Source organism: Desulfobotulus sapovorans DSM 2055 (genome assembly GCF_059569355.1).
The window spans coordinates 41,609-63,972 of the sequence record NZ_JCANVJ010000005.1; the positions used below are offsets into that span (position 1 = coordinate 41,609).

Annotated in this window: 21 protein-coding genes and 1 riboswitch; of the genes, 5 read left to right on the top strand and 16 right to left on the bottom strand. The window is 56.7% G+C overall.

Annotation, left to right across the window (positions count from 1 at the left end):
* Window positions 1-38: 38 nt before the first annotated feature.
* Window positions 39-491 (bottom strand): Hsp20/alpha crystallin family protein, encoded by a 453-nt coding sequence (locus BR04_RS05995; protein WP_496355093.1) that lies wholly within the window; start codon window positions 489-491, stop codon window positions 39-41.
* 372 nt (window positions 492-863) lie between these two features.
* Here BR04_RS05995 and BR04_RS06000 point away from each other — a divergent pair, with 372 nt between their 5' ends.
* The 3 genes from BR04_RS06000 to BR04_RS06010 all read left to right on the top strand — a co-directional run bounded on the left by BR04_RS06000 (window position 864) and on the right by BR04_RS06010 (window position 4,399).
* Window positions 864-1,973 carry a M20 family metallopeptidase gene (locus BR04_RS06000; RefSeq protein WP_496355094.1) on the top strand — a complete coding sequence of 370 codons (1,110 nt, stop codon included), beginning with the start codon at window positions 864-866 and terminating at the stop codon, window positions 1,971-1,973.
* Window positions 1,970-2,512 (top strand): isochorismatase family protein, encoded by a 543-nt coding sequence (locus BR04_RS06005; RefSeq protein WP_496355095.1) that lies wholly within the window; start codon window positions 1,970-1,972, stop codon window positions 2,510-2,512. Before BR04_RS06000 ends, BR04_RS06005 begins: the two co-directional genes overlap by 4 nt.
* A 141-nt stretch (window positions 2,513-2,653) precedes the next feature.
* The gene (locus BR04_RS06010) at window positions 2,654-4,399 is read left to right on the top strand and encodes a DEAD/DEAH box helicase (protein WP_496355096.1); all 1,746 of its coding nucleotides are present in this window, start codon (window positions 2,654-2,656) and stop codon (window positions 4,397-4,399) included.
* A 79-nt stretch (window positions 4,400-4,478) separates the two neighbouring features.
* On the opposite strand, the gene BR04_RS06015 is transcribed toward BR04_RS06010, so the two are convergent.
* On the bottom strand, window positions 4,479-5,162 hold the full coding sequence (locus tag BR04_RS06015) for a 4Fe-4S binding protein (RefSeq protein WP_496355097.1): 684 nt from the start codon (window positions 5,160-5,162) through the stop codon (window positions 4,479-4,481).
* Between the two features lie 236 nt (window positions 5,163-5,398).
* Here BR04_RS06015 and BR04_RS06020 point away from each other — a divergent pair, with 236 nt between their 5' ends.
* Entirely contained in the window at window positions 5,399-7,096 is a 1,698-nt protein-coding gene (locus tag BR04_RS06020) for an FAD-dependent oxidoreductase (RefSeq protein WP_496355098.1), read from the top strand.
* A gap of 127 nt (window positions 7,097-7,223) precedes the next feature.
* Window positions 7,224-8,564, top strand: coding sequence for an FAD-dependent oxidoreductase (locus tag BR04_RS06025; RefSeq protein WP_496355099.1), 1,341 nt, complete (start codon window positions 7,224-7,226; stop codon window positions 8,562-8,564).
* Window positions 8,565-8,680: 116 nt separating this feature from the next.
* On the opposite strand, the gene BR04_RS06030 is transcribed toward BR04_RS06025, so the two are convergent.
* The 14 genes from BR04_RS06030 to BR04_RS06095 form a co-directional block, all read right to left on the bottom strand.
* Window positions 8,681-10,294 carry a C1 family peptidase gene (locus BR04_RS06030; RefSeq protein WP_496355100.1) on the bottom strand — a complete coding sequence of 538 codons (1,614 nt, stop codon included), beginning with the start codon at window positions 10,292-10,294 and terminating at the stop codon, window positions 8,681-8,683.
* A gap of 208 nt (window positions 10,295-10,502) precedes the next feature.
* Window positions 10,503-10,892, bottom strand: coding sequence for an AraC family transcriptional regulator (locus BR04_RS06035; RefSeq protein WP_496355187.1), 390 nt, complete (start codon window positions 10,890-10,892; stop codon window positions 10,503-10,505).
* A gap of 49 nt (window positions 10,893-10,941) precedes the next feature.
* Entirely contained in the window at window positions 10,942-12,246 is a 1,305-nt protein-coding gene (gene thiC / locus BR04_RS06040; RefSeq protein ID WP_496355101.1) for a phosphomethylpyrimidine synthase ThiC, read from the bottom strand.
* Entirely contained in the window at window positions 12,243-13,304 is a 1,062-nt protein-coding gene (thiE, locus tag BR04_RS06045; protein WP_496355102.1) for a thiamine phosphate synthase, read from the bottom strand. Before thiE ends, thiC begins: the two co-directional genes overlap by 4 nt.
* Window positions 13,301-14,083: a sulfur carrier protein ThiS adenylyltransferase ThiF gene (thiF, locus tag BR04_RS06050; RefSeq protein ID WP_496355103.1), complete on the bottom strand. Its 783-nt coding sequence runs from the start codon at window positions 14,081-14,083 to the stop codon at window positions 13,301-13,303. Before thiF ends, thiE begins: the two co-directional genes overlap by 4 nt.
* A 23-nt stretch (window positions 14,084-14,106) precedes the next feature.
* Complete coding sequence (thiH, locus tag BR04_RS06055) at window positions 14,107-15,213, bottom strand: 2-iminoacetate synthase ThiH (protein WP_496355104.1); 1,107 nt, start codon at window positions 15,211-15,213, stop codon at window positions 14,107-14,109.
* Window positions 15,214-15,225: 12 nt separating this feature from the next.
* Complete coding sequence (locus BR04_RS06060) at window positions 15,226-16,035, bottom strand: thiazole synthase (RefSeq protein ID WP_496355105.1); 810 nt, start codon at window positions 16,033-16,035, stop codon at window positions 15,226-15,228.
* A gap of 2 nt (window positions 16,036-16,037) precedes the next feature.
* Window positions 16,038-16,238: a sulfur carrier protein ThiS gene (gene thiS, locus BR04_RS06065; RefSeq protein ID WP_496355106.1), complete on the bottom strand. Its 201-nt coding sequence runs from the start codon at window positions 16,236-16,238 to the stop codon at window positions 16,038-16,040.
* Between the two features lie 209 nt (window positions 16,239-16,447).
* Window positions 16,448-16,553, bottom strand: a riboswitch (TPP riboswitch).
* Window positions 16,554-16,923: 370 nt separating this feature from the next.
* Window positions 16,924-18,138: a tetratricopeptide repeat protein gene (locus BR04_RS06070; RefSeq protein ID WP_496355107.1), complete on the bottom strand. Its 1,215-nt coding sequence runs from the start codon at window positions 18,136-18,138 to the stop codon at window positions 16,924-16,926.
* On the bottom strand, window positions 18,135-18,839 hold the full coding sequence (locus BR04_RS06075) for an energy transducer TonB (RefSeq protein ID WP_496355108.1): 705 nt from the start codon (window positions 18,837-18,839) through the stop codon (window positions 18,135-18,137). Before BR04_RS06075 ends, BR04_RS06070 begins: the two co-directional genes overlap by 4 nt.
* Entirely contained in the window at window positions 18,820-19,230 is a 411-nt protein-coding gene (locus tag BR04_RS06080; RefSeq protein WP_496355109.1) for an ExbD/TolR family protein, read from the bottom strand. Before BR04_RS06080 ends, BR04_RS06075 begins: the two co-directional genes overlap by 20 nt.
* The gene (locus tag BR04_RS06085; RefSeq protein WP_496355110.1) at window positions 19,230-19,814 is read right to left on the bottom strand and encodes a MotA/TolQ/ExbB proton channel family protein; all 585 of its coding nucleotides are present in this window, start codon (window positions 19,812-19,814) and stop codon (window positions 19,230-19,232) included. Before BR04_RS06085 ends, BR04_RS06080 begins: the two co-directional genes overlap by 1 nt.
* Before the next feature lie 8 nt (window positions 19,815-19,822).
* Entirely contained in the window at window positions 19,823-21,262 is a 1,440-nt protein-coding gene (locus tag BR04_RS06090; protein ID WP_496355111.1) for a MotA/TolQ/ExbB proton channel family protein, read from the bottom strand.
* A complete protein-coding gene (locus BR04_RS06095) occupies window positions 21,259-22,038 on the bottom strand; it encodes a DUF3450 domain-containing protein (RefSeq protein WP_496355112.1) in 780 nt (259 codons plus the stop codon). Before BR04_RS06095 ends, BR04_RS06090 begins: the two co-directional genes overlap by 4 nt.
* Between the last annotated feature and the right edge of the window lie 326 nt (window positions 22,039-22,364).

Below are 22,364 nucleotides of genomic sequence, written 5' to 3' on the forward strand. Positions count from 1 at the left end.
AAAGTACCTCTATCCCTTTGGGGAAAGCCGGAAAGCGTTTATCTGTTTTCTACGGCAATGGCGATTTTCTTTGGTTTTTTCTCCTCAGGCTTAGGCACTTCCAGACGGAGAATGCCATTCTGGAAATTCGCCTTGATCTGATCATGGTTTATATCCATGGGCAGGGTAAATGCCCTGTGAAAACGGCCAACGATACGTTCCCTGCGATAATAGCAGTCTTCCTCCACCTCACGGATGTCTTTACGTTCTCCCTTCAGGGTCAGGACATTGTTTTCCACTTCCACATTGATATCCTCCCGGATCACACCGGGAAGCTCGGCTTCCAGAATGATGGCGTGTTCCGTTTCAAAGATATCTACGGAGGGCCGCCATGTACCCATGGCATTTTCTTCCATATCCCTGGCTTTGTTAAACGCTTCGTCAAACATGCGGTTAATCCGTTCCTGAAGGCTGGCGGCATTGCGGAAGGGTTCCCAGCGTACAAGTGTCATGATGCACCTCCTTGGTAAGTATATTTTTACAGGAATAAGTATCTCTTAAATAAAGAAGGTTATTTTTTGCCTGTATTTTTGCGATGCAAAATTCATTGTCTAATCATGTTACATTTTAAATAAATAGGCCATAAATACAAGCAGCATAATTTTTTTATCCGTTTACTTATATTTTTAACTATAAAGTCTTGCATTGCCATGGCAAGCTCTTTTATGGCTGAAATTTAAGCATAGTGAATTCTCTGTCAAGGGGAAGGCTTCTTCCAGCAAAAGGATTTTTGCAAAAAAGTAAAGATGGGCGTATGCTTAAAAGCCATGGGATTCCAAATGGGTACAACATTCGGCAGCCCTTCTTCCTGAAAAGGAGTTTCCATGTACTTTCTGGATGAAAAAGCCTTTTTAAGTCTTCTCCGCCATCTGATGGCCACTCCCGGTGCAACGGGGCAGGAGGAGGCACGGCGCAGGGTTCTTGAAAAATATTTTGAAAACCTTGGCATTCCTTTTTTCTGTGATGAAGTGGGCAACCTTGAAGTGGTGTTTCCGGGATGCGAAGCTCTGGGGGCTGTGGTTCTGGATGCCCATATGGATGTAGTTGGTGCTGGCTGCGGTGTTCTCATCGTGGAAGAGGGCCGTCTGAGGGGGCCGGGGGTGGCAGACAACCTTGCTGCGGTCACCTTTCTTGCCCTGCTGGCCCGGTGTCTTCATGAAAAGCGTCTGTCCCCGAAACGACCTCTGCACCTGCTTTTTTCCGTATGTGAGGAGGGCGAGGGCAATCTCATGGGAATCAAACATTTTATCCGCCGTACCCTTGAGCCTCCCCAGGCCTTTCTCTGTCTGGATCTGGGCATGGAAAATTTTGCCCTCTCCGGTACGGGTTCCCGGCGTTATCGGGTACGGGTAGAGGGACAGGGGGGGCATTCCTGGGAACACTGGGGACGGGAAAGTGCCATCTCCGCGCTCATGAATTTTCTGCAAAAGGCAGAAACCATGGCCGATGACAGGGATGCCTCCCTGGAAGGCCGTCTCACCTTTAATATCGGTACCATTGAAGGCGGGGAGGGAATCAATGCCATTGCGAGAAGGGCAGAGGCAAAAATGGAGTTTCGCAGCACGGATCCCCTGCGTCTGGATCGTCTGGATCGCAGACTGAAGGCCATGGCTCCCGGTTTTCCTCTGGCCCCCGTGCTGGAAAATATCGGCCACAGGCCTGCGGCGGGGCCGGTACAGCCCAATCTTCTCCGCCTTGCCCTGAGAAAGGCTGCGACCTCCGAAGGTATGAGTCTCCGGGAACGGCCCATCAGCAGCAATGCCAATGCGACCCTGGCCGCAGGCTGGCCTTCCGTCACCTTTGGCATCTGTCGCTGCGGCAATATCCACAGACCCGATGAATTTCTTGAGCGGGACAGTCTGGAAAAGGGCTGGCGTTTTCTGCTGGGGATACTCGAAGCCCTGGAATGTCTGGATGGGAGAGAAGGCACATGAGTTTTTTTCTGAACCCTCCGGCCCTCGTGGTGGTGGATGTGCAGGAACGGCTGCTGAAAGCCATGGAAAATCCGGAAAGCCTTGTGGAGCGTTGCACCTGCCTTATCCGGGGTGCCCGGTTTCTGGGACTTCCCCTTTGTTTTTTTCAGCAGAATCCTGCAGGTCTCGGCCCCGTACTGCCCGGATTGCGTGCCCTCGCTGATGAAGCCCCCCTCTTTACCAAGCAACATTTTTCCGGACATCGGGAAGCGGCTTTCCGTTCCTGGCTGGCTGATACCGGAGCCCTGGATGTGCTGATCTGTGGTATCGAAGCCCATGTCTGTGTTGCCCAGACCGCCATGGGCCTTACCCGTGAGGGATTCCGGGTGCATGTGGCCAGGGATGCCGTGGCTTCCCGCAGGCAGGCTGACAGGGAGGCCGGTCTTTTACGTCTTCAGGCTTTTGGGGTTTTTCCCGCCTCCGTGGAAGGACTGCTTTTTGAAGTTCTGGATCGGGCCGATGTACCGGAATTTAAAGATTTCCTTGAGATTGTAAGGTGATCTTTATAAGATCTGTTTTTTGTGCGGATCTGAACAGAAAAAGGTGTACCCCTTAAAAAAAATCCTGCGCACTGAGGTGTGGGGACTTCTGAAAAGGGGTGCGTAGGCTGGCATTTTAATCCTTATGCAGAAGGTATACTTTTGATTCGAGCTATTTTTGTCAAACTGAAAGACCGTATTTTTGGAAAAGGCAAGGCCAAAGGCCGCCCGGAAACCACCGCAGAACCGCTGGCTTCTCCGGCCTCTGAAAAGGCGGCACGGGATCATCTGCGCTCTGAAGCCCTCCGGGAAAAGGTAAAGGGACGGAAAACCGAAGAGTCCGCAGAAACACCCGTCAGCGGGATGGAAAAACGACGGGTTAAATCCCGGAAGTCCGAGGGGTCTCCCCTGGCCGAAACACCGGAATGGACACCGGAACTTTTTGAGGTTCCGGAAGAGGAGGGTAAAACCCGGTTCCATGATCTCGGGCTTCCGGCCAAACTGATGCGGGGGGTTCATGAACTGGGATTTCAGTACTGCACCCCCATCCAGGCAGGCATTCTTCCCGGAACCCTGGAAGGCCGGGATGCCACAGGCAAGGCCCAGACCGGTACGGGCAAGAGTGCCGCCTTTCTTCTGGCCCTGTATTCCCGGATGATGAAAAACCCCAGGGAGAACCGCAGGCCCGGCGTTCCCCGTGCCCTGATTCTGGCCCCAACCCGTGAGCTGGCCCTTCAGATTGAAAAGGACGCTAAAGCCATCGGGAAATACACCCCCATCAAGGTGGCTGCCATTTTCGGGGGCATGGGCTACGAACAGCAGAAACGCATCCTTGCCGAGCAGGTGATTGATATCATCGTGGCCACACCGGGGCGTCTGCTGGATTTTAAAAAGCAGGGCCTCGTCCGTCTTTACAAGGTGGAGATGCTGGTCATTGACGAAGCGGATCGTATGCTGGACATGGGTTTTATCCCGGATGTACGGCAGATTGTCTATGAAACCCCCCGCAAGGAACAGCGTCAGACCCTTTTTTTCAGTGCCACCCTCTCCGATGATGTGATGCGTCTGGCCCGGCAGTGGACCCTGGATCCCGTGAATGTGGAGATTGAGCCAGAGGTCATTGCCACGGAAACCGTGGATCGCAAAAACTACATTGTCACCGCAGACCAGAAATTTGCCCTGCTCTGGAACATCCTCACCCGTCAGAATCTGGAGCGGGTCATGGTCTTCACCAACCGTAAAAGTGAAGCCCGCAACCTGAGCGAACGCCTTATGCGCTACAATATTTCTGCGGCCATGCTCACAGGGGATGTGCCCCAGAACAAGCGTATCCGGGCATTGGAAGACTTCCGGGAAGGCCGTTTCCGGGTACTGGTGGCAACGGATGTGGCAGCCAGGGGCATTCACATTGACGGCATCAGCCATGTGGTGAACTACAATCTTTCCCAGGATCCGGAGCAGTTTGTTCACCGCATTGGCCGTACGGGAAGGGCGGGGGCTTCGGGTATTTCCGTAAGCTTTGCCGATGAGGAAGACTCCTTTTATATTCCTGCCATTGAGGAATATATTGGTGCCCCCTTTGAATGTGAATATCCGGACGAAGAGTTTCTGGAGCTACCGCCCCCACCGCCCAAAGCCCGTCCGGTACGCAGTGAGCCTCCGATCCCCGGTTCCGATGGCACAGATGGCCCCAGGCCGGCCCGAAAGCGCCGCCGTAAACCCCGTCCCCAGGGAAAAGAGTCGGGGCAGGAGAATCCCGGAGAAAAAGGAGAGGGACATCCAGCCGCAGAAAATTCTGGAGAGACGCCTCCAGCGGCTCCTCCCCGCAAGCGGCGCAGACGTCGCAGGCCTTCGGGAGCCACTTCTGCTCCTGAAAACCAAACAGCCGGGACAGGGGAAGAGATCTGAACAGGGGATGGCCTGTGGAATTGTAAAGAAAGGTCAGCAAGGAGGGGGGGAAGGATCGGATTCCCCTCCTTGTGTCATTTCAGAACCTCTGCTGCTTCTGTTTTTGAAGCATGGGGGGCAGGGTGAGGCATTGGACGGGGCAGTGTGAGACGCAGGTCTTGCAGCGCATGCATTCGAGGCTGGGGACAACACCTTCCTCTTTAAAAGCGCCGGGATAGGTCTGAACGGGACAGACTTTCCGGCAGAGACCGCAGCCTCTGCAATCGGATCCCACCTTCAGCAGAAAGGTTTTTGGAGACAGCACGCCCTGCATGGAACCCATGGGGCAGAAGGTACACCAGGAACGGGGCTTGAAATACAGGCCAAAGGCGATGGCAATGACCGTGGCCACCGTCCACATCATCACAAAAACAGCACCGATCTTTTCCGGATCGCCTCCTGAAAGAAGAAGTCGGCTTGTCATCAGTCCCATGAGCAGGATAAAGAAGAGGGCTCGGAATCCCGTTTTCTTGAACAGTTCCGGCATTTCCCGGTTCATGCTGAATTTTGCGGTGATTCGCTCATGAAAAGCCCCCATGGCGCAGAGCCAGCCACAGTACCACCTTCCCCAGAAAACCATCATCACCATCATGGTGACCATCATGGACAGGGCCAGATATCCCAGGTAGGGGAAAAAATAACCGCCAAGGATGACAAGGGGCACCAGAGCTGCAAGACCATACTGAAGACGTCTGCGAAGGGCTTTTTCCTGAATTTTTTTCATGTGCATATCCTTACAGAACAGGTTGGGGTCTTTAAAAAAGGATCGGAGCCTTCTCTTTCGCCGCTTTCCCATAGAGGTTCTTCACCCCAAAGCGTTACAAAAAAAATACGAATGAGGGATTTTCATGTCATCCGGAGGAAAATTCTGTAACCTGACTTATGGGTATGTGCTCATTATGCCCTGGTAGAATTCCTGTATTTTTTTCAATGCATCTCCCTAAGAAAAAAGGAGTCCGGATGAAAAAGCGTGTTGTGGTTATCGGTGGTGTGGCCTGCGGCCCCAAAGCGGCCAGCCGTATCAAACGTCTCATGCCCCAGGCGGAAGTGACCCTTATTGAAAAGGGCGAACTGCTGTCCTATGCCGGTTGTGGTCTGCCCTACTATATCTCCGGTGAAGTGCGGGAGTATTCCGAGCTGATGAGCACACCTGCCGGTGTGGTGCGGGATACCCACTTTTTCCGTGCGGTGAAGGATATCACCGTGAAGAACCATACCGTGGCGGAGCGCATTGACCGGGAGAAAAAAGAGGTTCATGCCCTTTCCATTCTCACGGGCGAGCATCTTGTTTTTCCCTATGATGCGCTGGTGCTGGGTGTGGGCAGCCATACGGTAAAACCCCCCATTCCCGGTGCGGATTTTAAAGGCGTGAATTTTCTTTCCACGGTGGAGGATGCCCGCAGAATCCGGGATCAGGAGGGCACTCTTGCAGGCAAGCATGCGGTGATCATCGGTGCCGGACTCATCGGTGTTGAGGTGACCGAAGCCTTTGTGAAGCAGGGCATGCAGGTTCGTATCGTGGAACAGACCGAGCATCTCCTGGAAAATCTGGTGGATCCGGAAATCGCCTTTCATCTGAAAAATGAAATGCTGAAAAACGGGGTGGCCCTGAATCTTAAGGACAGGGCAAAGGAGATTCTGGGAGACGATCAGGGCCGGGTGCGGGCCGTGGTAACGGAGCAGGGAACCTATCCTGCGGACATGGTGCTCATTGCCGTGGGGGTTCGGCCCGAAGTCCGGCTTGCCGCAGAAGCAGGGCTTGCCATTGGCAGCCTGGGCGGTATTGTGGTGGACAGCCATATGCGTACCAGCGATCCGTCCATCTATGCGGGCGGGGACTGTGTGGAAAGCCTCAGCCGGGTGACGGAAAAACCCCTGTATGCGCCCATGGGATCCACGGCAAACAAGCATGGCAGGGTGATTGCAGACAATATCTGCGGCAGGCCAACGGCTTTTCCCGGTGTTCTGGGGACAGCCATTGTGCGGGTTTTCGATATTTCCCTTGGCCGTACAGGCCTGACAGAAAAGGAGGCAAAGGCCGAGGGCTTTTCTGTCGTGACAGCCCTTACGCCTGCACCGGACAAGGCCCACTTCCTGCCTTCGGCAAAGCTCATCATCATCAAGCTTGTGGTGGAAAATCCTTCGGGCAGAATCCTTGGCTGTCAGGTGGTGGGCTATGGGGATGTGGCCAAGCGCATTGAGGTCGCCGTGGTTTCCATGAGTCACAGGGGCACGGTCTATGATCTTGGCAGCTATGATCTGGCCTATGCTCCGCCCTTCAGCCCGGCCATGGACAATATCATTGTGGCGGCCAACATCGCAGAAAACAAGATCAGCGGTATCGGCAGAAGCCTCAGCCCCGGGGAGGTCAAAGCCCGTATGGATGCGGGAGAGGACTTTGTCTTTCTGGATGTCCGTTCTCCTGTGGAATTTGAACAGATGCGCATCGAGGATGAGCGCGTGCGCCTTGTCCCTCTGGGGAAACTCCGGGAGCGCATGGAGGAAATTCCAAAAGACAAGGAAGTGGTCGCCTTCTGCAAGATTTCCCTGAGGGGCTACGAGGCCCAGCGTATTCTGGATGGTGCGGATTTCCCGGATGTCCGCTATATGGACGGCGGGGTTGTGGGCTGGCCCTATAAAAAGTTTGTTGCTTCCTGAAAAAGACCTTTCCGTTTTATAACCGCCCATTCTGGCCTTGTTCACAAAGGCTCGGGATGGGCTTCCTGCAAAGGCCGGAATTCCTCAAATAAAGGTTCCCGGCCTTTGGCTTCTGAAAGGAGTCCCCATGCACTTTGTCATCATCGGAGGCGATGCCGCAGGCATGAGCGCTGCCAGCCGGGCACGGCGCAATGCACCGGACATGAAGATCACGGTTCTTGAAATGACAGGGGATGTTTCCTACAGCGCCTGCTCCATGCCCTATGTCATTGCGGACGAGGAAGGCGATATGGATGCCCTCATCATGCGGGCCCCTGCGGTGTTTCGGGAAAAACAGAACATTGACCTGCGGCTGGGGCACAGGGTGACATCCATTGATCCGGCGGGAAAGCGGGTTCTGGGAGAGAACGCCGAAGGACAGGCCTTTGAGATTCCCTTTGACAAGCTTCTCATCGCCACCGGTTCCACGGCCAACATGCCCCTTATTCCCGGTCATAACCTGCCCCAGGTTTTTGTGCTGAAAAGTCTGGAGGATGGTCGCAGAATCACAGCCTTTATCGCTGAAAAAAAGGTGGAAAAAGTCGCCATCATCGGTGCGGGGTATATCGGTCTTGAGATGTGTGAGGCTCTCACGGAAAGGGGCATCACCGTTCAGCTCATCCGCAATGCACCGGAACTTCTGCCCTGGCTGGCTCCGGAGCTTGCCTCTGTGGTGGAAAAGAGTCTGCGGGAAAAGGGCGTTCTTATCAACAATGGCTGCACCACGGAGCGCATTGAAGCCCAGGGAGAGCGGCTTGACATCTGCTGTCGGGAAGCCTGCTTTGATGCGGATATGGTGCTCATGGCCATTGGGGTGAGGCCCAACAGTTTTCTGGCCAGGGAAGCCGGACTGGCCCTGGGCGCATCCGGTGCCATTGCCGTCAGCTGCTGCCTTCAGACCAGCCATCCGGACATCTACGCAGCAGGTGACTGTGCCGAATCTGCCCATGTGGTAACAGGGGAAAAAACCTGGATTCCCATGGCTCTTACGGCCAACCGTGCGGGCTGGGCCGTTGCGGATCACCTCACGGGAAAACCCGTGCGCATGGAAGGGGTGGCGGGAACGGGGGTGTTCAAGATTTTTGATGTGGAGGTGGCCCGCACGGGACTCACCCTGAAAGAAGCCCTTTCTGCGGGCTTTGATGCGGTGGAGGTGGTGGTGAAATCCTATTCCAGGGCCAAAACCGTTTCCGGCTCCAGACCCGTATGGGTGCAGATGGTGGGAGACCGGAAGAGCGGACGGCTGCTTGGGGTGTTCATGGTGGGCCAGGACAATGAGGCCCGCCGCATCAATGCCGCAGCGGTGGCCCTGCACAGCCGGATGCGGGTGGCGGATTTCAGTACCGCGGACCTGGCCTATGCGCCGCCTTTCAGCCCGGTCTGGGATCCCCTGCTCGTGGCGGCCAATCAACTGCTTAAAGCCATGTAATGCATCAGGGCGGAGAGGAGTCCTCTCCGCCCATGCTGTTTTGTTGGCGATAACCGGATCCGGCACCACCAGAATCATGAAGGCGGCCCCTGTACCCGGAAAGTCCGCTGCTCCTGTCACGGAATAAGGGTGCGGATAAAACAGTCTGTGGGGGGATCTGGTTCCGGTGGTGCCTTCCGTGTACCAAGGGCCTTAAGGCAGACATTGGTATGTTCTGTGATCTCCGTCATATCCTGCCAGATCTGGCCATCGGCACTGACAAAACTCTGTCCCTTCTCTGCCTGGGCCTTGCTGGAGTATTTTTCCTCCGGGCCTTCAATGGCAATGGGAAATTCTCCTGCTGGCGTCCGGGCGTGTACCACAATGGAAAAGGATTGATTTTTCTCCACCAGGATATCCCTTTCAAAGTCCACAACATAGTAACCCGGAATTTCCTTTGTGATTTCCCATGGCCCAAAGACCGGGTTCCCACTGATGGGCCGTCCGGCCTCTGTACCCGTATACACGGAAAAACTCAGCTGGGTATTCGGATTCAGCACATAAATACCTGCCGCTTTGATATTCTGATCTTCTTCTGCCAGAAAAATATTGCTGTACCACTGAGAGCTGTTGTCGCCACCTTTTGCATAGGTACCCGTTATGCCGAGTACATCATAAAAATGAATTATATCATAGTTTTCTATTGATGTGATGCCATAGGCATAGGCATCTTCCCCTTCATGCTTTCCCGTATAGGCATCATAATAGGAGACATAAAAGTAGCCATCGTCTCCCCATTCTTCACCCCAGGAGTTCTGGACAATCCAGGCACCGTTCTCCGGGGGGGGCTGCAAGAAATTATCCTTCGAATAATGATCATCCCAGCCGACGGCCAGTACGGCATGATTGCCTCCCGTAGCATCGCCGGTATAGTAAAAGGCTCCTGTCTCCGGGTTAAAACTTCCCTGCAGGGTGGGGTCGCCATCTTCCGCATCGACATCCCGGTCAATATAAACATCGATATTGGCAGCCCCCCCTGTGTGGATCAGATATTTGACATTTTTTACAAAATGCTCTCCCGAAGGGGCAAAGAGTGTTTTGTGCAGCAGGGCGGTATTGGGGCTGGTTGCAGAAGGCGCGGTGTCAAAATCTTTGTAGGGTGCATCCTGTTCCGCAACAATACCTGTCCAGCGACTGAGCATGGCAATGGGTACCGGTGCATTGGCTCCCTGCTCGTAGAGGGAGTCTTCTGGATTCAGATCAAAACCGACAAGCCGATCATTGATGTCCGTATAAGCAAAATAGGCCAGGTGCTTCTCGGAGAAATCTGCGGTCTGCCATCCCTGTCCCAGGGCAGAAGACTCCGCAGAACCCAGAGCGGCAAAAGACCAGCAGGTGCCCCATGGAGCCTGATCCTTTACTTCCGTAATCCGGTGGCTTTCCCGGAGATCAAAGCGTTCCGGCAGGCTGCCTCCGGTATCCATGGCCTTTCTTGTCACAGGCACAATGGATTGATTGTACAGATGCCGCAGATTCAGGGGGGCAGGCCGTTTACCGGTGATGCGGAAGGGAGATGGTTTCCGGGCCGCAGGAGAACGAAAAACATCAAGATCCCTGCGGTTTGCCTGATTCTTACGCCAGGCTTCAAAGGCTGGGTTCAAGGGGGCTTTACCGCCGGATCCCTCCGCATATGCGGCGGGCAATCCAAGTACGGTAGCCAGAACAAGCACACAATAAAGACATCTGCGCATGGGCACTCCTCTGAATGTGTGGGGGTGAAAGCATTGAGAACGGACAAGAAGTCTGTCATGGATTCTTATCGATTTCAAACGGCTTTTCCTTTTTTCCCGAAACGTTTTCCGCAGAAGAATACTTTTCGGCATGTCTCCCCGGGATCCCAGATTCGTATGACGTCAATTTTCCTGCGGATTCCTTCGTTGTTTCAGCAGGAGCGGATCTTCAGACGGGTTTTCCCGTGGCTGACAGGCAGGTATTTCCGGGCCGAAGCTCCCGCAGGGGTGCCTTCGGGCTTGCAAAGGTCTCGCATTCAAAGGGCATGGTCACGGAGGTCACCAGATAATAACGTGCGTCATACCGGAAGGTCTGGGATCCCAGATAGCCGATCTTGTGGCCCTGAACAACGATGCAGACACCGGGAGTGTACACCATGGGTTTTCTCTGGATATGACCGGTTTCCTGAAAGAGGAGTACGCCGTCAAGCCGGGACGGGGACGGCCCATCGGGAATTTCAGGGACATGTTTCAGCAGGGCCGCCCTGTGATGTTCCGGCCCTGAAGCAGGGCGGAGGCCTCTGAAATCGGGATTCTGCGCGGTTTTTCCGGGCCGCAGGCAAGAGGATTGTTTTTTCTTCCCTGCGGCTCTTTTTCATTTCCTGTCCTCAGTCCTGAAGCTGGATGTCCTTGCCTTCCCGGATGCGCTTCATGTTCCGCACCGCGCACATGCGGCCGCACATGCTGCAGGAATCCTCATGTTCCGGCATGGAGGAGGCCCGGTAGGCTTTTGCCTTGTCCGGATCGAGGGCCAGACGGAACATGCCTTCCCAGTCCAGAGCCGCCCTCGCCCGGCTCATGGCGTCATCCCATTTCCGTGCTCCGGGAATTTTTTTGGCAATGTCTCCCGCATGGGCAGCGATGCGGGAGGCGATGATGCCTTCTTTCATGTCTTCCAGATCCGGAAGGCGCAGGTGCTCCGCAGGGGTGACATAGCAGAGGAAATCCGCGCCGCTGGCTGCGGCGATGGCTCCGCCGATGGCGCTGGTGATATGGTCGTAGCCCGGTGCGATGTCGGTTACCAGCGGCCCCAGCACATAGAAGGGCGCACCGTGGCAGAGGCGTTTTTCCAGCATCATGTTGCCGGCGATCTCGTCCATGGCCATGTGACCGGGGCCTTCGATCATGACCTGCACATTGCGCTCCCAGGCCCTTCGGGTCAGCTCGCCCAGGGTGATGAGTTCCTGCACCTGACAGGCATCCGTGGCGTCATGCAGACAGCCGGGGCGGCAGGCGTCCCCAAGGCTCAAGGTCACGTCATGGGCCTCGCAGATGTCAAGGAGTCTGTCGTAATGCTCGTAAAAGGGGTTTTCCGCGTCATTGAGCTGCATCCAGGTGTAAAGGAGGGAGCCGCCCCGGGACACAATGCTGGTGATGCGCTCATTTCTTTTGATCTTTTCTGCGGTTTCCCGGTTGAGACCCGCGTGGATGGTGAGAAAGTCCACCCCGTCTTCCACATGGGTCTCCACCACCCGGAAAAACTCCTCCACGGTGATGTCCTTGATGTTCTTATCGTAAAAGCCCACGGCATCATAAATAGGTACCGTGCCGATCATGGCGGGGGACATCTCCACAAGGCGTTTCCGGAATTCCTGCGTCTTGCCGAAGCAGGACAGATCCATGATGGCTTCGGCTTTGAGCTTCAGGGCAAGCCTCACCTTTTCCATCTCCTGCTCCACATCGGAGCAGTCCTTGGAGATGCCGAGATTCACGTTGATCTTGGTGCGAAGCCCTTCCCCCACACCTTCGGCACTTAAATTCTTGTGGTTCTTGTTGGCGGGAATGATGATCCGGCCTTGGGCCATCAGGGCCATGAGACGTTCCGGGGCCATGCCCTCCTTTTCGGAAACCGTACGGATTTCCGGGGTGAGGATGCCCTTTCGCGCTGCGTCCATCTGGGTGGTATAGGTCATGATGTTTTTCCTTTTTCAGACAGGATGTTTCGGATTTCTCTTATTTTTCCGCCAATGTTGTCCGCCCCCGTGATTTCCGTGACAAGGCAGATGCATTTTGCCCCGTGCTTTGCCACCTCATGGATGTTGTGGGCCTTGATCCCGCCGATGGCCACAAAGGGAAGGGGAATTTCCCGCAGCACATGATCGAGATAGGAAAGCCCCACGGGATCGCAGACATCTTTTTTCGTGCGGGTTTCAAAAATGGGGCCGACGCCGATGTAGTCCACACCGGATGCAAGGGCGGCTGCGGCCTGTTCCGGGCTGTGGGTGGAAAGGCCGATGGCCATGGTTTCACCGATCAGGCCGCGCACCGCAGGAACGGGCCAGTCGTCCTGACCGATGTGCACCCCGTCCGCGCCCACCATGAGGGCCAGATCCACATCATCGTTCACCACAAGCCTTGCCCCGAAATCCGCCGTCATGTTGCGGATTTCACGGCATTCGGCATATTTTTCGGCCAGGGTTTTGTCCTTTTCCCTGTACTGCACAAGGCGGATGCCCGCCTCCAGCATCTCCCGCACCACCAGAAGGTTGGAGCGGCCCCTTGAATGCTCCGAAGCGGTGATGGCGTACAGATCCGTATCGAGAAGGGTCTTCCGGTTTTCCGGGATCAGGGCTGCAAGAAGCTTCTGTTCCAGGGTGTAGGTCTCGTAGCGGCAGGCTTCAAAGAAGCGGGAAAGCCCCTCTTTTCCAAGCACCTTTGCCTGTTCCTCCAGACTGCGGAGTCCCTCCTGCACCCGCTTGCAGTTGGCTGCTGTGAGATCCCCGAGGTTCCGGGGTAAGGCGGTTTCCATGGTTCGCGAAAGGGCAAGGCCGGGATCCCTTTCGCTGTTTCTTGCCTTCAGGAGTTCCCGGCTTAAACCCGCCGTCTCCTGACGCAGGCGGTGGCGGAGGCTTCTCAGGGCTTCGGCAAGGGAGGCGTTTTCCGGGATGAAGCGGAAAAGGTCTTCCAGAACCCGCAGGCCTTCGCAGCAGCGGTTCAGGTTGGCGTCAAGAATACGATGGGAAGAGGTCATGGCATGTCCTCCGTTGAAATGAGGGTTCCGATGAGGTGAAAGAGCACAAGATCCGCCTGCATGGCCGCGGCAATGCCCACACGGGGGGACATGGGCGGGATACGGGTGTCCGAGGGCGTCCGGCCATCGCCCACCACCACAAGGTTTCTGCCGAAACGCCGGACGGAGAGGCTGTCCGGAGCGCCGTACCCGCCGATGCCGGAGGCGGCCACAAGGGGAATGCCCTTTGCGGCGAGTGTTTCCACGAAGAGAGCCTTGGTTTTGGCCTCATCCAGGGCTTCCACCACAAGATCGCAGTCCTGAAACACGGAAAGCAGGGTTTCCCGGTCAAGCCTCAGGGCGTGGCCCGTAAAGACCAGCTGCGGATGGATACGCAGGAGGTTGGCCTTCAGGGCCTCCACCTTGGGCTGACCGATCTGATCCGGAAAGTAGAACTGGCGGTTGAGGTTGGAAGCGGAAACCGTATCGAAGTCCGCCACCACCAGCGCACCAATGCCCGAGCGGGTGAGGTGCTGGGCCACATTGGAGCCCAGCCCTCCGGCTCCGGCGATGCCGATGCGGGCCTTTTTCAGGCGGGCAAGGGTTTCTAGCGGCAGGTGGGTGCGAAGGCCGGTTTCAAAGGCGCCGGTCTCAGGGTTTTCTCCGGAGGCGGCGGCCTCCTTTTTTCCCCTGGGGGTGAAGGCGTCGTTCCCTGAGGCATTTTTCTCCCTCTCCCCCGGGGGGAGGGATTCCGGAAACGCTTTTTCAGAACCCTTTTCCGTATCGGCCATGGGGCGCATGGATTTTCCGTTTTCCGATGGCATCATGCGATGGCCCGCCAGTCCTGATACACGGGCTGGTAGCCCCTTTGGATGATGGCCGCGGCCATTTCTTCCACGGAGCGTTCATCGGAAATATCGAACTGGCCTGTGCCCGAATCCTTTTCACTGTGCCCGCCCACGGCCGTGGTCACCCCTGCGGACATACGGGTGACCCCTAAGGGCATGAGGTGGTTGCGGAATTCCGCCTGCTCCCGTGTCGAAACGGAAATGCCGCATCTGGGCAGAAAGAGGCGTAGGGCCAGAAGAATCTGGACAAAATCCGCGTCCGTCACCTCAAAGGCCGGGGCATAGCTTCCCGCGTGGGGCCGCATTCTGGGCAAAGAGATGCTGATTTCCACCTCCGGATAGCGTTCCTGAAGCCAGGCCGCGTGCAGGCCGGTGAAAAAGCTGTCCTGCCGCCAGTCGTCCAGCCCCAGCAAAGCCCCCACGTTCACCATGCGCATCCCCGCCATGCAGCCCCGCTCCGGCGCGTCCAGACGGAAATGAAAATCCCGCTTGGGCCCGAAGGGGTGGAGGCTTTCATAGAGGCCCTCGTTGTAGGTTTCCTGATAGAGGGTCAGGCCGTCCACCCCTGCGTCCACCATGCGGCGGTAGGTGGGCGTGTCCATGGCGTAGATCTCGATGGCGATGGAACTGAAATGCTTCCTCAGGATCTGACAGCAGGCTTCGAGGTATTCCGGTGTGGCGATCTTCGGGGCATCCCCTGTGAGAATGAGGATGTGGCGCAGGCCCGTGGCCGCGATGAGCGAGGCTTCCTTCTCCACCTCCGCCATGGAAAGCTGTTTTCGGGGAATGGCGTTTTTGCATCCGAAGCCGCAGTACACACAGCCGTTGGTGCAGAAGTTGGAAAGGTACATGGGCGTGAAAAGCTGGAGGGTTCTTCCGAAGTTTCTTAAGGAAATCTCCCTTGCCTTCACGGCCATGGTTTCAAGAAAGGGCCGTGCCGCAGGAGAGAGCAGGGCAAGAAAGCCTTCCCGGTCGAAGCTTTCCCCGGAAAGGGCCCGCTTCACCTCCCTTTCGGTGAAGGCTGCGGTTTTTTCGGAAAGGCTTTTCGGATCAAAGGTGCAGAGCAGGTCATGGAATCCCATGCAGCCCTCCTTTCATTTTTCGAAAAGAAAGCCCGTAAGGGGCGAAGAGGCCGAGGCCCTGCCATCGGAAACCGGGGCCTCGCCCGCAAGAAAGGCCCGTCTTCCCGCACGCACGGCTTCGCCAAAGGCTTTTGCCATGGCCACGGGATCGGCGGCCCCTGCAATGGCCGTGTTCACAAGGCAGGCCGCAGCGCCCATCTCCATGGCCTCACAGGCCTGGGAGGGCTTGCCGATGCCCGCATCCACGATGATGGGCAGGGGAATTTCCTCGATGAGGATGCGGAGCATTTCTTTTGTCTGAAGCCCCCGGTTGCTGCCGATGGGCGCACCAAGGGGCATGACCGCCGCCGCGCCTGCGGAGACAAGGCTTCTTGCAATCATCAGATCCGCATTCACGTAGGGGAGCACCACAAAGTCTTCCTTAGCGAGAATTTCCGTGGCTTTTGCCGTCTCGTAGCCGTCGGGAAGGAGGTATTTGTTGTCTGAGATCACCTCGATCTTGATCCAGTTGCCGCAGCCCATGGCCTTTGCCAGCCGGGCGATGCGCACGGCCTCTTCTGCTGTTCTGGCCCCTGAGGTATTGGGCAGGAGGCGCACGGTTTGGGGAATGTGGCGCATGACGTTGTCCGTCTTCGCCTCAAAATCCATCCGCCTCAGGGCCACGGTGATGACCTCGCTGCCCGAGGCCTCCAGCACCTTGGGGATGAGGCTGTCTGCGGGATACTTGCCCGTGCCCGTAAAGAGGCGGCTTGTGAGGGAAATCCCCCCCAGAAGGAGGGTGTCTTTTGGGGAAAAAGCTTGATCCTGTGCGGGAATTTCCATGGTCATCCGCCTCCCACAAAGCGCAGGATTTCCACCTGGTCTTTGTCCTGTAAAAGGGTCTGGCCGTAGCGGGCCTTTTCGATGATGAGGCCGTTCAGCTCCACCACCACGGTGTCCGGCGAAAGGTTTCTGGCTTCAAGGAGGCCGAGCAGATGGAGTCCCGTTTCGAAGGGGGCCTCCCTGCCATTGAGAAGGATGTGCATGGCGTCTCTCCATGGGGTTTTCCCCGTTAAGGGTTCAGGGGAGGAAGAGACAGGGGGGAGAAGGGGATGGAAAGGGGCCTGGAGGAGAGGGGGGCGCGGCGGCCTTTAAAAAATTCCTTTTAAGGGAAAAAAGGAAACAAAAAAGGCCTGCCCGCGGCAAGCCCTGAAGTTTCCTCCTCGCCAGGCACCCTAAAAAAAGGGTGCTTTTCAAGGATCTTTCATCGCTTCCCTACGGCAGTACGAACTGCTTCAGGTTCCAAGGGTCGGATCTTTGAAGATCCCTCTCAGCCCGTCCGGGCTCCCCCAGCTGTCTAAATTGTCGGGAGTTTCTATAGGCAAAGACGGAAGGGAAAGTAAAGGTTTTTCTGGATGGGTCGAAGGAAGTGGTTTTCTAAAAAGAAAATCTGATTGCCCCCCTGCCTCAGCCATACAGCATTAAACCCATCGTTCCCACGCTCCAGTGTCTTGAATCCCGGAACACGGCCATTACCCAAAAGCCTGTAAGGCATCCAGAAACTGGATACTCGTCATTTTTTGGCCTGGATCATCCCGGCGCTTCGGCAATACCCAGTTCCCAAAGAAGAAATTCCCGAGGATACTGGCCCTGGGCGCAGGAGCGCCCGGTAGTGCGTTCCCACGCTGGAGCATGGGAACGATAGCTGAGGTAAGGTGGCAATCAAAAAAATCAAAGCCCCTGGCTTTCCCCTTTCAGATGGGCAAGAAGCCGGGAGGCTTCCCTGTGCCGGTTTTTGTCTCTGGATGGAACGCGTGAAAGGAGGGATTCGGCCTTTTTCAGATCCCCTGCCTTGTAGGCACAGTAGCCTAAGGTAAGGAGAAGCTGGGGCTTTTCCCGGTTTCCGGCTTCAAGGGAGCGCCTCCCGGCCTCCAGAGCTTCCTTATAACGGTTTTCCGCCATGTGGATGGCCATGGCCAGCTCAGCGAGGGCGGGATCAGGCTCTGCGCTTTCCGCCTCTGCGATGCGGGCGAGGGCCTTTTCATGGAGGCGGGCCGCATGGAGCATCTGCACTTCCCGGAGAAGAAGATCGGGGCCTGTATCTCCCCTTTTTCTTGCCTGCTGATAGGACTCGGCCGCACGGGCGGGCAGGTTGAGATTGGCGTAGAGATCCCCCAAGAGGCGATAAGCCTCCGGCCCGGCTTCGCCCGCCACATCCATACGGATTTCCATGGCCGCCGCAGCTTTTTTATAATCCCTGATCCGCAGATAGAGGTGGGTGGCCAGCTCCCAGAGGAGGGTATCCTCAGGAGCCCTTTCAAGTCCCTTCTCCAGAACCCCGAGTCCTTTTTTTTCGTTGCCCGTTTCCATGGCTGCCTGCACATAGGCCCGAACCCATTCCCGCTCCGGTTTTTCCACACTTGTCATGAGAAGGCTGAGTTTTTTCCAGGCGGCTTCGGGTTTTTGATCCATCAGATGAAAAAGACCGCTGTGGTAGAGAAGGGAGGGCTTTTTCTGCGGACAGCTTTCCCAGGCTTTTTCCATGGCAAGAGCTGCCTCTCCCAGGGCCTGGGTCTCGTAGGCGGCAATGGCGAGATTCTGCCAGATGCGGGTATCCTCAGGTGAAAGGGTTGCAGCTTCCCGGTAAAGGGGCAGGGCCTTTTCCGGCGCACGTTGTTGCAGATGGGCGTTGGCCATGAAAAAAAGGAGGAGCGGATGCCGCATATCCGGATGCCGGTCACAGAAACGCGACATCCGTTCCAGGGCCTCGGGTACACGGCCTTCGGCCATTTCCTGTCCGGCTTCCGCCAGCACCTGCTGCACGGCCCGGGGAAGGTCGGCCCCGCCCGATGCAAAGGCATTGACCGGACAGAAGAAAAAAATCAGAAAAATCACAAACAGCAAAAAGCTCATATCTTTGAATTTTATTGTTTTTATCCTTATCATGACGCACCTCCTAACTGAAAACGAATGGGGGTCACCACCCAGGAGGCCACCTTCCGGCCATCCTTGACAGCCGCCTCAAAGCGCCATCCCGAGATGGCCTGGACAACGGCGTCTTCAAAGACGCCTGCGGGCTCTGCCTCCAGAATCTGTATGCTGCCGGGCCGTCCCTCCGTATCCACAAGAAAACGCACCCGAACCCAGCCTTCTATGCCCATGCGCCGGGCACGGAAAGGATACACGGGCGGCATCTGCACCAGGGTACGGGGCGTCTGATCCACTTCTCCGGCTTCATAGGTCATGGGGCCGGGGGGCGGAGGCGGGGTCAGCCTCGGGCCTGCCACGGCGGAAAGGGAAAGATCCGGCCGGAAGGCGGGCAGATCCAGAGGCTGCACCTCCGGGAGCTTCTGCACCATGCGCTCCATGGGGATTTCCGGCTCCGGTGGTTTCTCTTCCTCCACCCTGGGCGGTTCCGGCTCCTTTTTTTCAGGCTCCGGAGGTCTCAACTCCCGGAGCTGTACGGAAACAAGATGCTCCAGATCCTCCCTGCCGGGTGCGGTTCCGATCATCCAGGGCACCATGGCAAAAAGTCCTGCGGTTATCAGAAGGGCCAGCACCATGGACGCCAGATGCCGTGTGACTCTGGCTCCCCGTATCTCCGACGGTGGCGAACCGCTCCGTATTTCAGGGGCTTTTGGTGGCAATGCTCACATCCTTTGCACGGGCCAGACGGCAGTGGTCAAGGATCTCCACCACAATACCCGTGTCCGTTTTCCTGTCCGCAACAATCACCACCGAGGCTTCGGGCATCTCCGCCAGTGCCCTTTCCACCCTGGCCCGCACACTCCGGATATCAATGGACTCCTTGTCCATGAAGATCTGACCGGCAGCATCCACGCCCACAAGAATGCTGCCCTTGTCCTTGAGGTCGCCGGTGCTGGCCGTGGGCCGGTCCACGGAAATACCCGTCTCCTTCACAAAGCTGGTGGTGACGATAAAAAAAATCAGAAGGAGGAAGATGAGGTCGATGAGGGGGGTCATGTTGAGTTCACTGCCCTGATTTTTCGCCCTCATACTCTGTCTTACGTTGATCATCAAAGCTGCCTTTCCAGGGTGGCGTAAAGCTGATCCAGTCTGTGGGTGGCCCTTTTCGCCTGACGGCTGAGGTAAACAGCCATGAGAACGCCGGGAATGGCCACCATGAGTCCGCACTGGGTGGTGACCAGGGCCTCGGAAATGCCTGCGGCCATGCCCCGCGCATCCCCGGTTCCGGACAGGGCCATGACATCAAAGGTGGCGATCATGCCCGTCACCGTGCCGAGAAGCCCGAAAAGGGGGGCAACCCCCGCCAGCACCTGAATGAGGGGGATACCCCGGTTCAGGTCTTTCCGGATGCGGAGCCCGCATTCCCTCAGAATGCTGCGATCCAGTACACAGTAGCCACAGCGGCGCTCCCGGAAATCCCGCACAAGCCTCAGGGAAAGGCCCTCTCCTTCGGGCAGGGATTCTGTTGTCCCAAGGGCCATGCGCACGGCGGTTTCCGGAGGCAGGTCTTTTTTAAGAAGGCTGCGGAAAAAAAAGAGACGCTCGAAAATTCCCGCCCACATGACAAAACAGAGCAGGGCCAGGGGCCAGAGAATGCCGCCGCCTGTGGCCAGATGACTCAGAATCTCCTGCATCCCCCCCGTCATCCCGCAAGCCTTCCCTTGCAGCAGGCGGGAAAGCTGCTGTGCTCCCGGGTGAGGATGTTGCAGAGTGCCACGGCCTTTTCCTCCATGTCTCCCACGATGTGCTCCACCCGGCGGGTGAGGAAGGTATGGATAAGGGTGATGGGAATGGCTACGGCGAGACCGAACATGGTGGTGGCCAGGGCTTCGGAAATCCCGCCGGACATCATCCGCGGATCCCCCGTGCCAAAGAGGGTGATGGTATGGAAGGTGGAAATCATGCCCGTCACCGTTCCGAGAAGGCCGATGAGGGGGGCCACACCCGCCATGACGTTGAGCATGGGAAGAAAGCGCTCCAGCCGGGGAAGCTCCCGCAGGATGGCCTCCTGAAGGATGCTCTCCAGGGTCTGGCGGTCTTCCTTTCTTCCGGAAAGACCGGCCATGAGGATATTGAAGACGGGCTTGCCCACACCGGGACGCACCGTATTTTCACAGGCTTCCCACTGTTTTTCCGCAGCCAGGGCGTTCACCCGGCCCATGACCTTGTCCGCGTTGGTGTGTACCCGGTTGAGAAACCAGATGCGCTCACAGGTGATGAGAAGGGCCACAAGACCGATGAAGAGAATGGGCCAGACCAGAAGGCCTCCGCTTTCAACCTGGCTTTTCAGGGTGGTGCGGTGCAGCACCTGCTGAAGGGCGGCACCTCCGGAAATATCCATGGGCAGGGAAGGACGTAAGCCCTGCATGTAGCTTTCAAGGCTTTTCTTCACGGAGCGGGAGGGTTCCCGGCCCAGCATCTGGAATTTTCCGTTCTCCGGAAGGTAGCGCAAAAAGCCCACTTCCCCTTTTTCCGTGCGGAAGGCTGTGGTCAGGGGACCCAGGCTAAGGATCTCCGCAGGAACGAGACTGCCCCCCGGCCCGAACACCTCCCCCTTTTCCAGACGGACGGCCCCCGTATCCGCCATTTCCCCAAGAAATCCTTCGGCAAGAAGGTCGAGATCATCGATACCCGCAAAACGTCCGGGATTGAGGATATCCCGCACAGGGGCCAGTTTTTCCGGATTTTTTGCCGTAAGGGGAGATTCTGTGAGCATGCCGTCCAGCTCCCGCGCTGCGGTGCGCAGGGTTCCGGATACGGCCTTCATGGCCAAAAGGCTGAGATCCCGCTCCCTGCCAAGGCTGTTTTTCTCTTCTTCAAGGCCGCTGATCTCCGTATCCAGGGCCTTGGTCTCTGCCTGAAGCTGATTCCGGCTCCTTTCCAGCTCCGCGATGCGGCCAAGAAGTTTTCCCCGGTCAGAAAGCATGGCCTCCCGTGCAGCCTGGGCCGTTGCTTCCGCAGCCAGCCTGCTTTCCTTCGCCCTGCGGGCAGCTTCCCGCATGTCCGTTGCCAAAGCAGGGCCGGATGTCAGCAGCAAAACGACAAGGAGGGCCATCCCTCCCAGAAGAGCAATCCTTTTCATGGGGCTATCCTTCCCAAGGGCAAGACCACCAGCTCCGGCGCCCGTCTGCGGGTCGCCACATCCAGCGTCCGGGCCATGGGCCCTTCCCAGCTTTTTTCAAGACTTATCCAACGACCTTCGGCCGGATCATACTGGCCTGTCCGGCCATCCTCGGTTCTGTAAAAAAGGGCAAGACGACCCACCCGCAGCACCTGGGCTGTCACCTCACCCTGATCCGTTTCGATAATTTCCCGCCTCACTTCCGTGGTGAATCCGTAATCCGCCTCAATACGCAGGGCTTCCAGTACCCGTCTCAGGCGCTCCGCAGGCGGGGCATCGGGATCCACAAGGAGTCGTTTGAGCATGGAAAGCCGCTGGCTGCGCTCTTCCCTCAGAAAGGGCAGATCCAGTGCCACAGCCTCTTCAAGACGCTGCACCAGGCTCTCCAGTCTGCCGTCCAGATCCTTTTCCAGACGCCGGGCTTCCGCCAGCTCCCGCCGGATGTCAGCCACCTCGCCTGAAAGGTGGTTCCGGGCCCGGAGCTGCCGCCCTTTCTGTATTTCCAGATCCCGATGCTCCCGTTCCAGAGCTTCCAGCCGTGAAAGGAGGCGCCCCCTTTCCTCGGCCCAGGATTCCCGGGTTTTCTGGGCCTGACCTTCGGCGGCCATCCCCTTTTCATGTTCTTCCAGAGTCTGGCGGATCAGGCTGGGCTGCGTTTCTGCAGCCAGGGGCTGAACAGAAAGGATAAAAAACCCCCAGAGTATGAGCAGGAATGAAATCTTTTTGGGTGTATGCATTTTTTAGTCTTTTCTAAAAAGATTGTGCTGCCTTCTTGTTTTTGTCCGACATATAGCATGGTTTTTTTCAGGGTCAAGGGAAAAATTCAGGCATATTATTTTTTTTAGGATAGACAAAATATCGGGGTGGTTGGATCTGGAGATGGCATCCATATTGCAATTCAGGGTTTGCCCGGTGTCCGGGTTTTCCAAGCCCATACCTGTATCCTTGAAGGATCTGCCATGGTATCCGCCGTTTTCCCCAGCCCAAGGCAACTGAATATCCCCAGTGGAGAAGCCCCTTCTCCTTCAGGGAAACAGGATGCCTACGCTCTGGCGGCGGTGGA

What these genes read in the sequence shown, in the direction of transcription:
- thiS (WP_496355106.1), bottom strand. Translation starts at nt 16,238, where the DNA reads ATGCACATCCTTCTCAATGGCAGGGAGGCCCCCTTCGAAACGGGACTC.
- BR04_RS06090 (WP_496355111.1), bottom strand. Translation starts at nt 21,262, where the DNA reads ATGAAAAGGATTGCTCTTCTGGGAGGGATGGCCCTCCTTGTCGTTTTG.
- BR04_RS06020 (WP_496355098.1), top strand. Translation starts at nt 5,399, where the DNA reads ATGAAAAAGCGTGTTGTGGTTATCGGTGGTGTGGCCTGCGGCCCCAAA.
- BR04_RS06005 (WP_496355095.1), top strand. Translation starts at nt 1,970, where the DNA reads ATGAGTTTTTTTCTGAACCCTCCGGCCCTCGTGGTGGTGGATGTGCAG.
- BR04_RS06015 (WP_496355097.1), bottom strand. Translation starts at nt 5,162, where the DNA reads ATGAAAAAAATTCAGGAAAAAGCCCTTCGCAGACGTCTTCAGTATGGT.
- thiE (WP_496355102.1), bottom strand. Translation starts at nt 13,304, where the DNA reads ATGACCTCTTCCCATCGTATTCTTGACGCCAACCTGAACCGCTGCTGC.
- BR04_RS06025 (WP_496355099.1), top strand. Translation starts at nt 7,224, where the DNA reads ATGCACTTTGTCATCATCGGAGGCGATGCCGCAGGCATGAGCGCTGCC.
- BR04_RS05995 (WP_496355093.1), bottom strand. Translation starts at nt 491, where the DNA reads ATGACACTTGTACGCTGGGAACCCTTCCGCAATGCCGCCAGCCTTCAG.
- thiF (WP_496355103.1), bottom strand. Translation starts at nt 14,083, where the DNA reads ATGCGCCCCATGGCCGATACGGAAAAGGGTTCTGAAAAAGCGTTTCCG.
- BR04_RS06070 (WP_496355107.1), bottom strand. Translation starts at nt 18,138, where the DNA reads ATGATAAGGATAAAAACAATAAAATTCAAAGATATGAGCTTTTTGCTG.
- BR04_RS06000 (WP_496355094.1), top strand. Translation starts at nt 864, where the DNA reads ATGTACTTTCTGGATGAAAAAGCCTTTTTAAGTCTTCTCCGCCATCTG.
- BR04_RS06030 (WP_496355100.1), bottom strand. Translation starts at nt 10,294, where the DNA reads ATGCGCAGATGTCTTTATTGTGTGCTTGTTCTGGCTACCGTACTTGGA.
- BR04_RS06085 (WP_496355110.1), bottom strand. Translation starts at nt 19,814, where the DNA reads ATGCAGGAGATTCTGAGTCATCTGGCCACAGGCGGCGGCATTCTCTGG.
- BR04_RS06095 (WP_496355112.1), bottom strand. Translation starts at nt 22,038, where the DNA reads ATGCATACACCCAAAAAGATTTCATTCCTGCTCATACTCTGGGGGTTT.
- BR04_RS06060 (WP_496355105.1), bottom strand. Translation starts at nt 16,035, where the DNA reads ATGGAAATTCCCGCACAGGATCAAGCTTTTTCCCCAAAAGACACCCTC.
- BR04_RS06080 (WP_496355109.1), bottom strand. Translation starts at nt 19,230, where the DNA reads ATGATCAACGTAAGACAGAGTATGAGGGCGAAAAATCAGGGCAGTGAA.
- thiH (WP_496355104.1), bottom strand. Translation starts at nt 15,213, where the DNA reads ATGGGATTCCATGACCTGCTCTGCACCTTTGATCCGAAAAGCCTTTCC.
- thiC (WP_496355101.1), bottom strand. Translation starts at nt 12,246, where the DNA reads ATGACCTATACCACCCAGATGGACGCAGCGCGAAAGGGCATCCTCACC.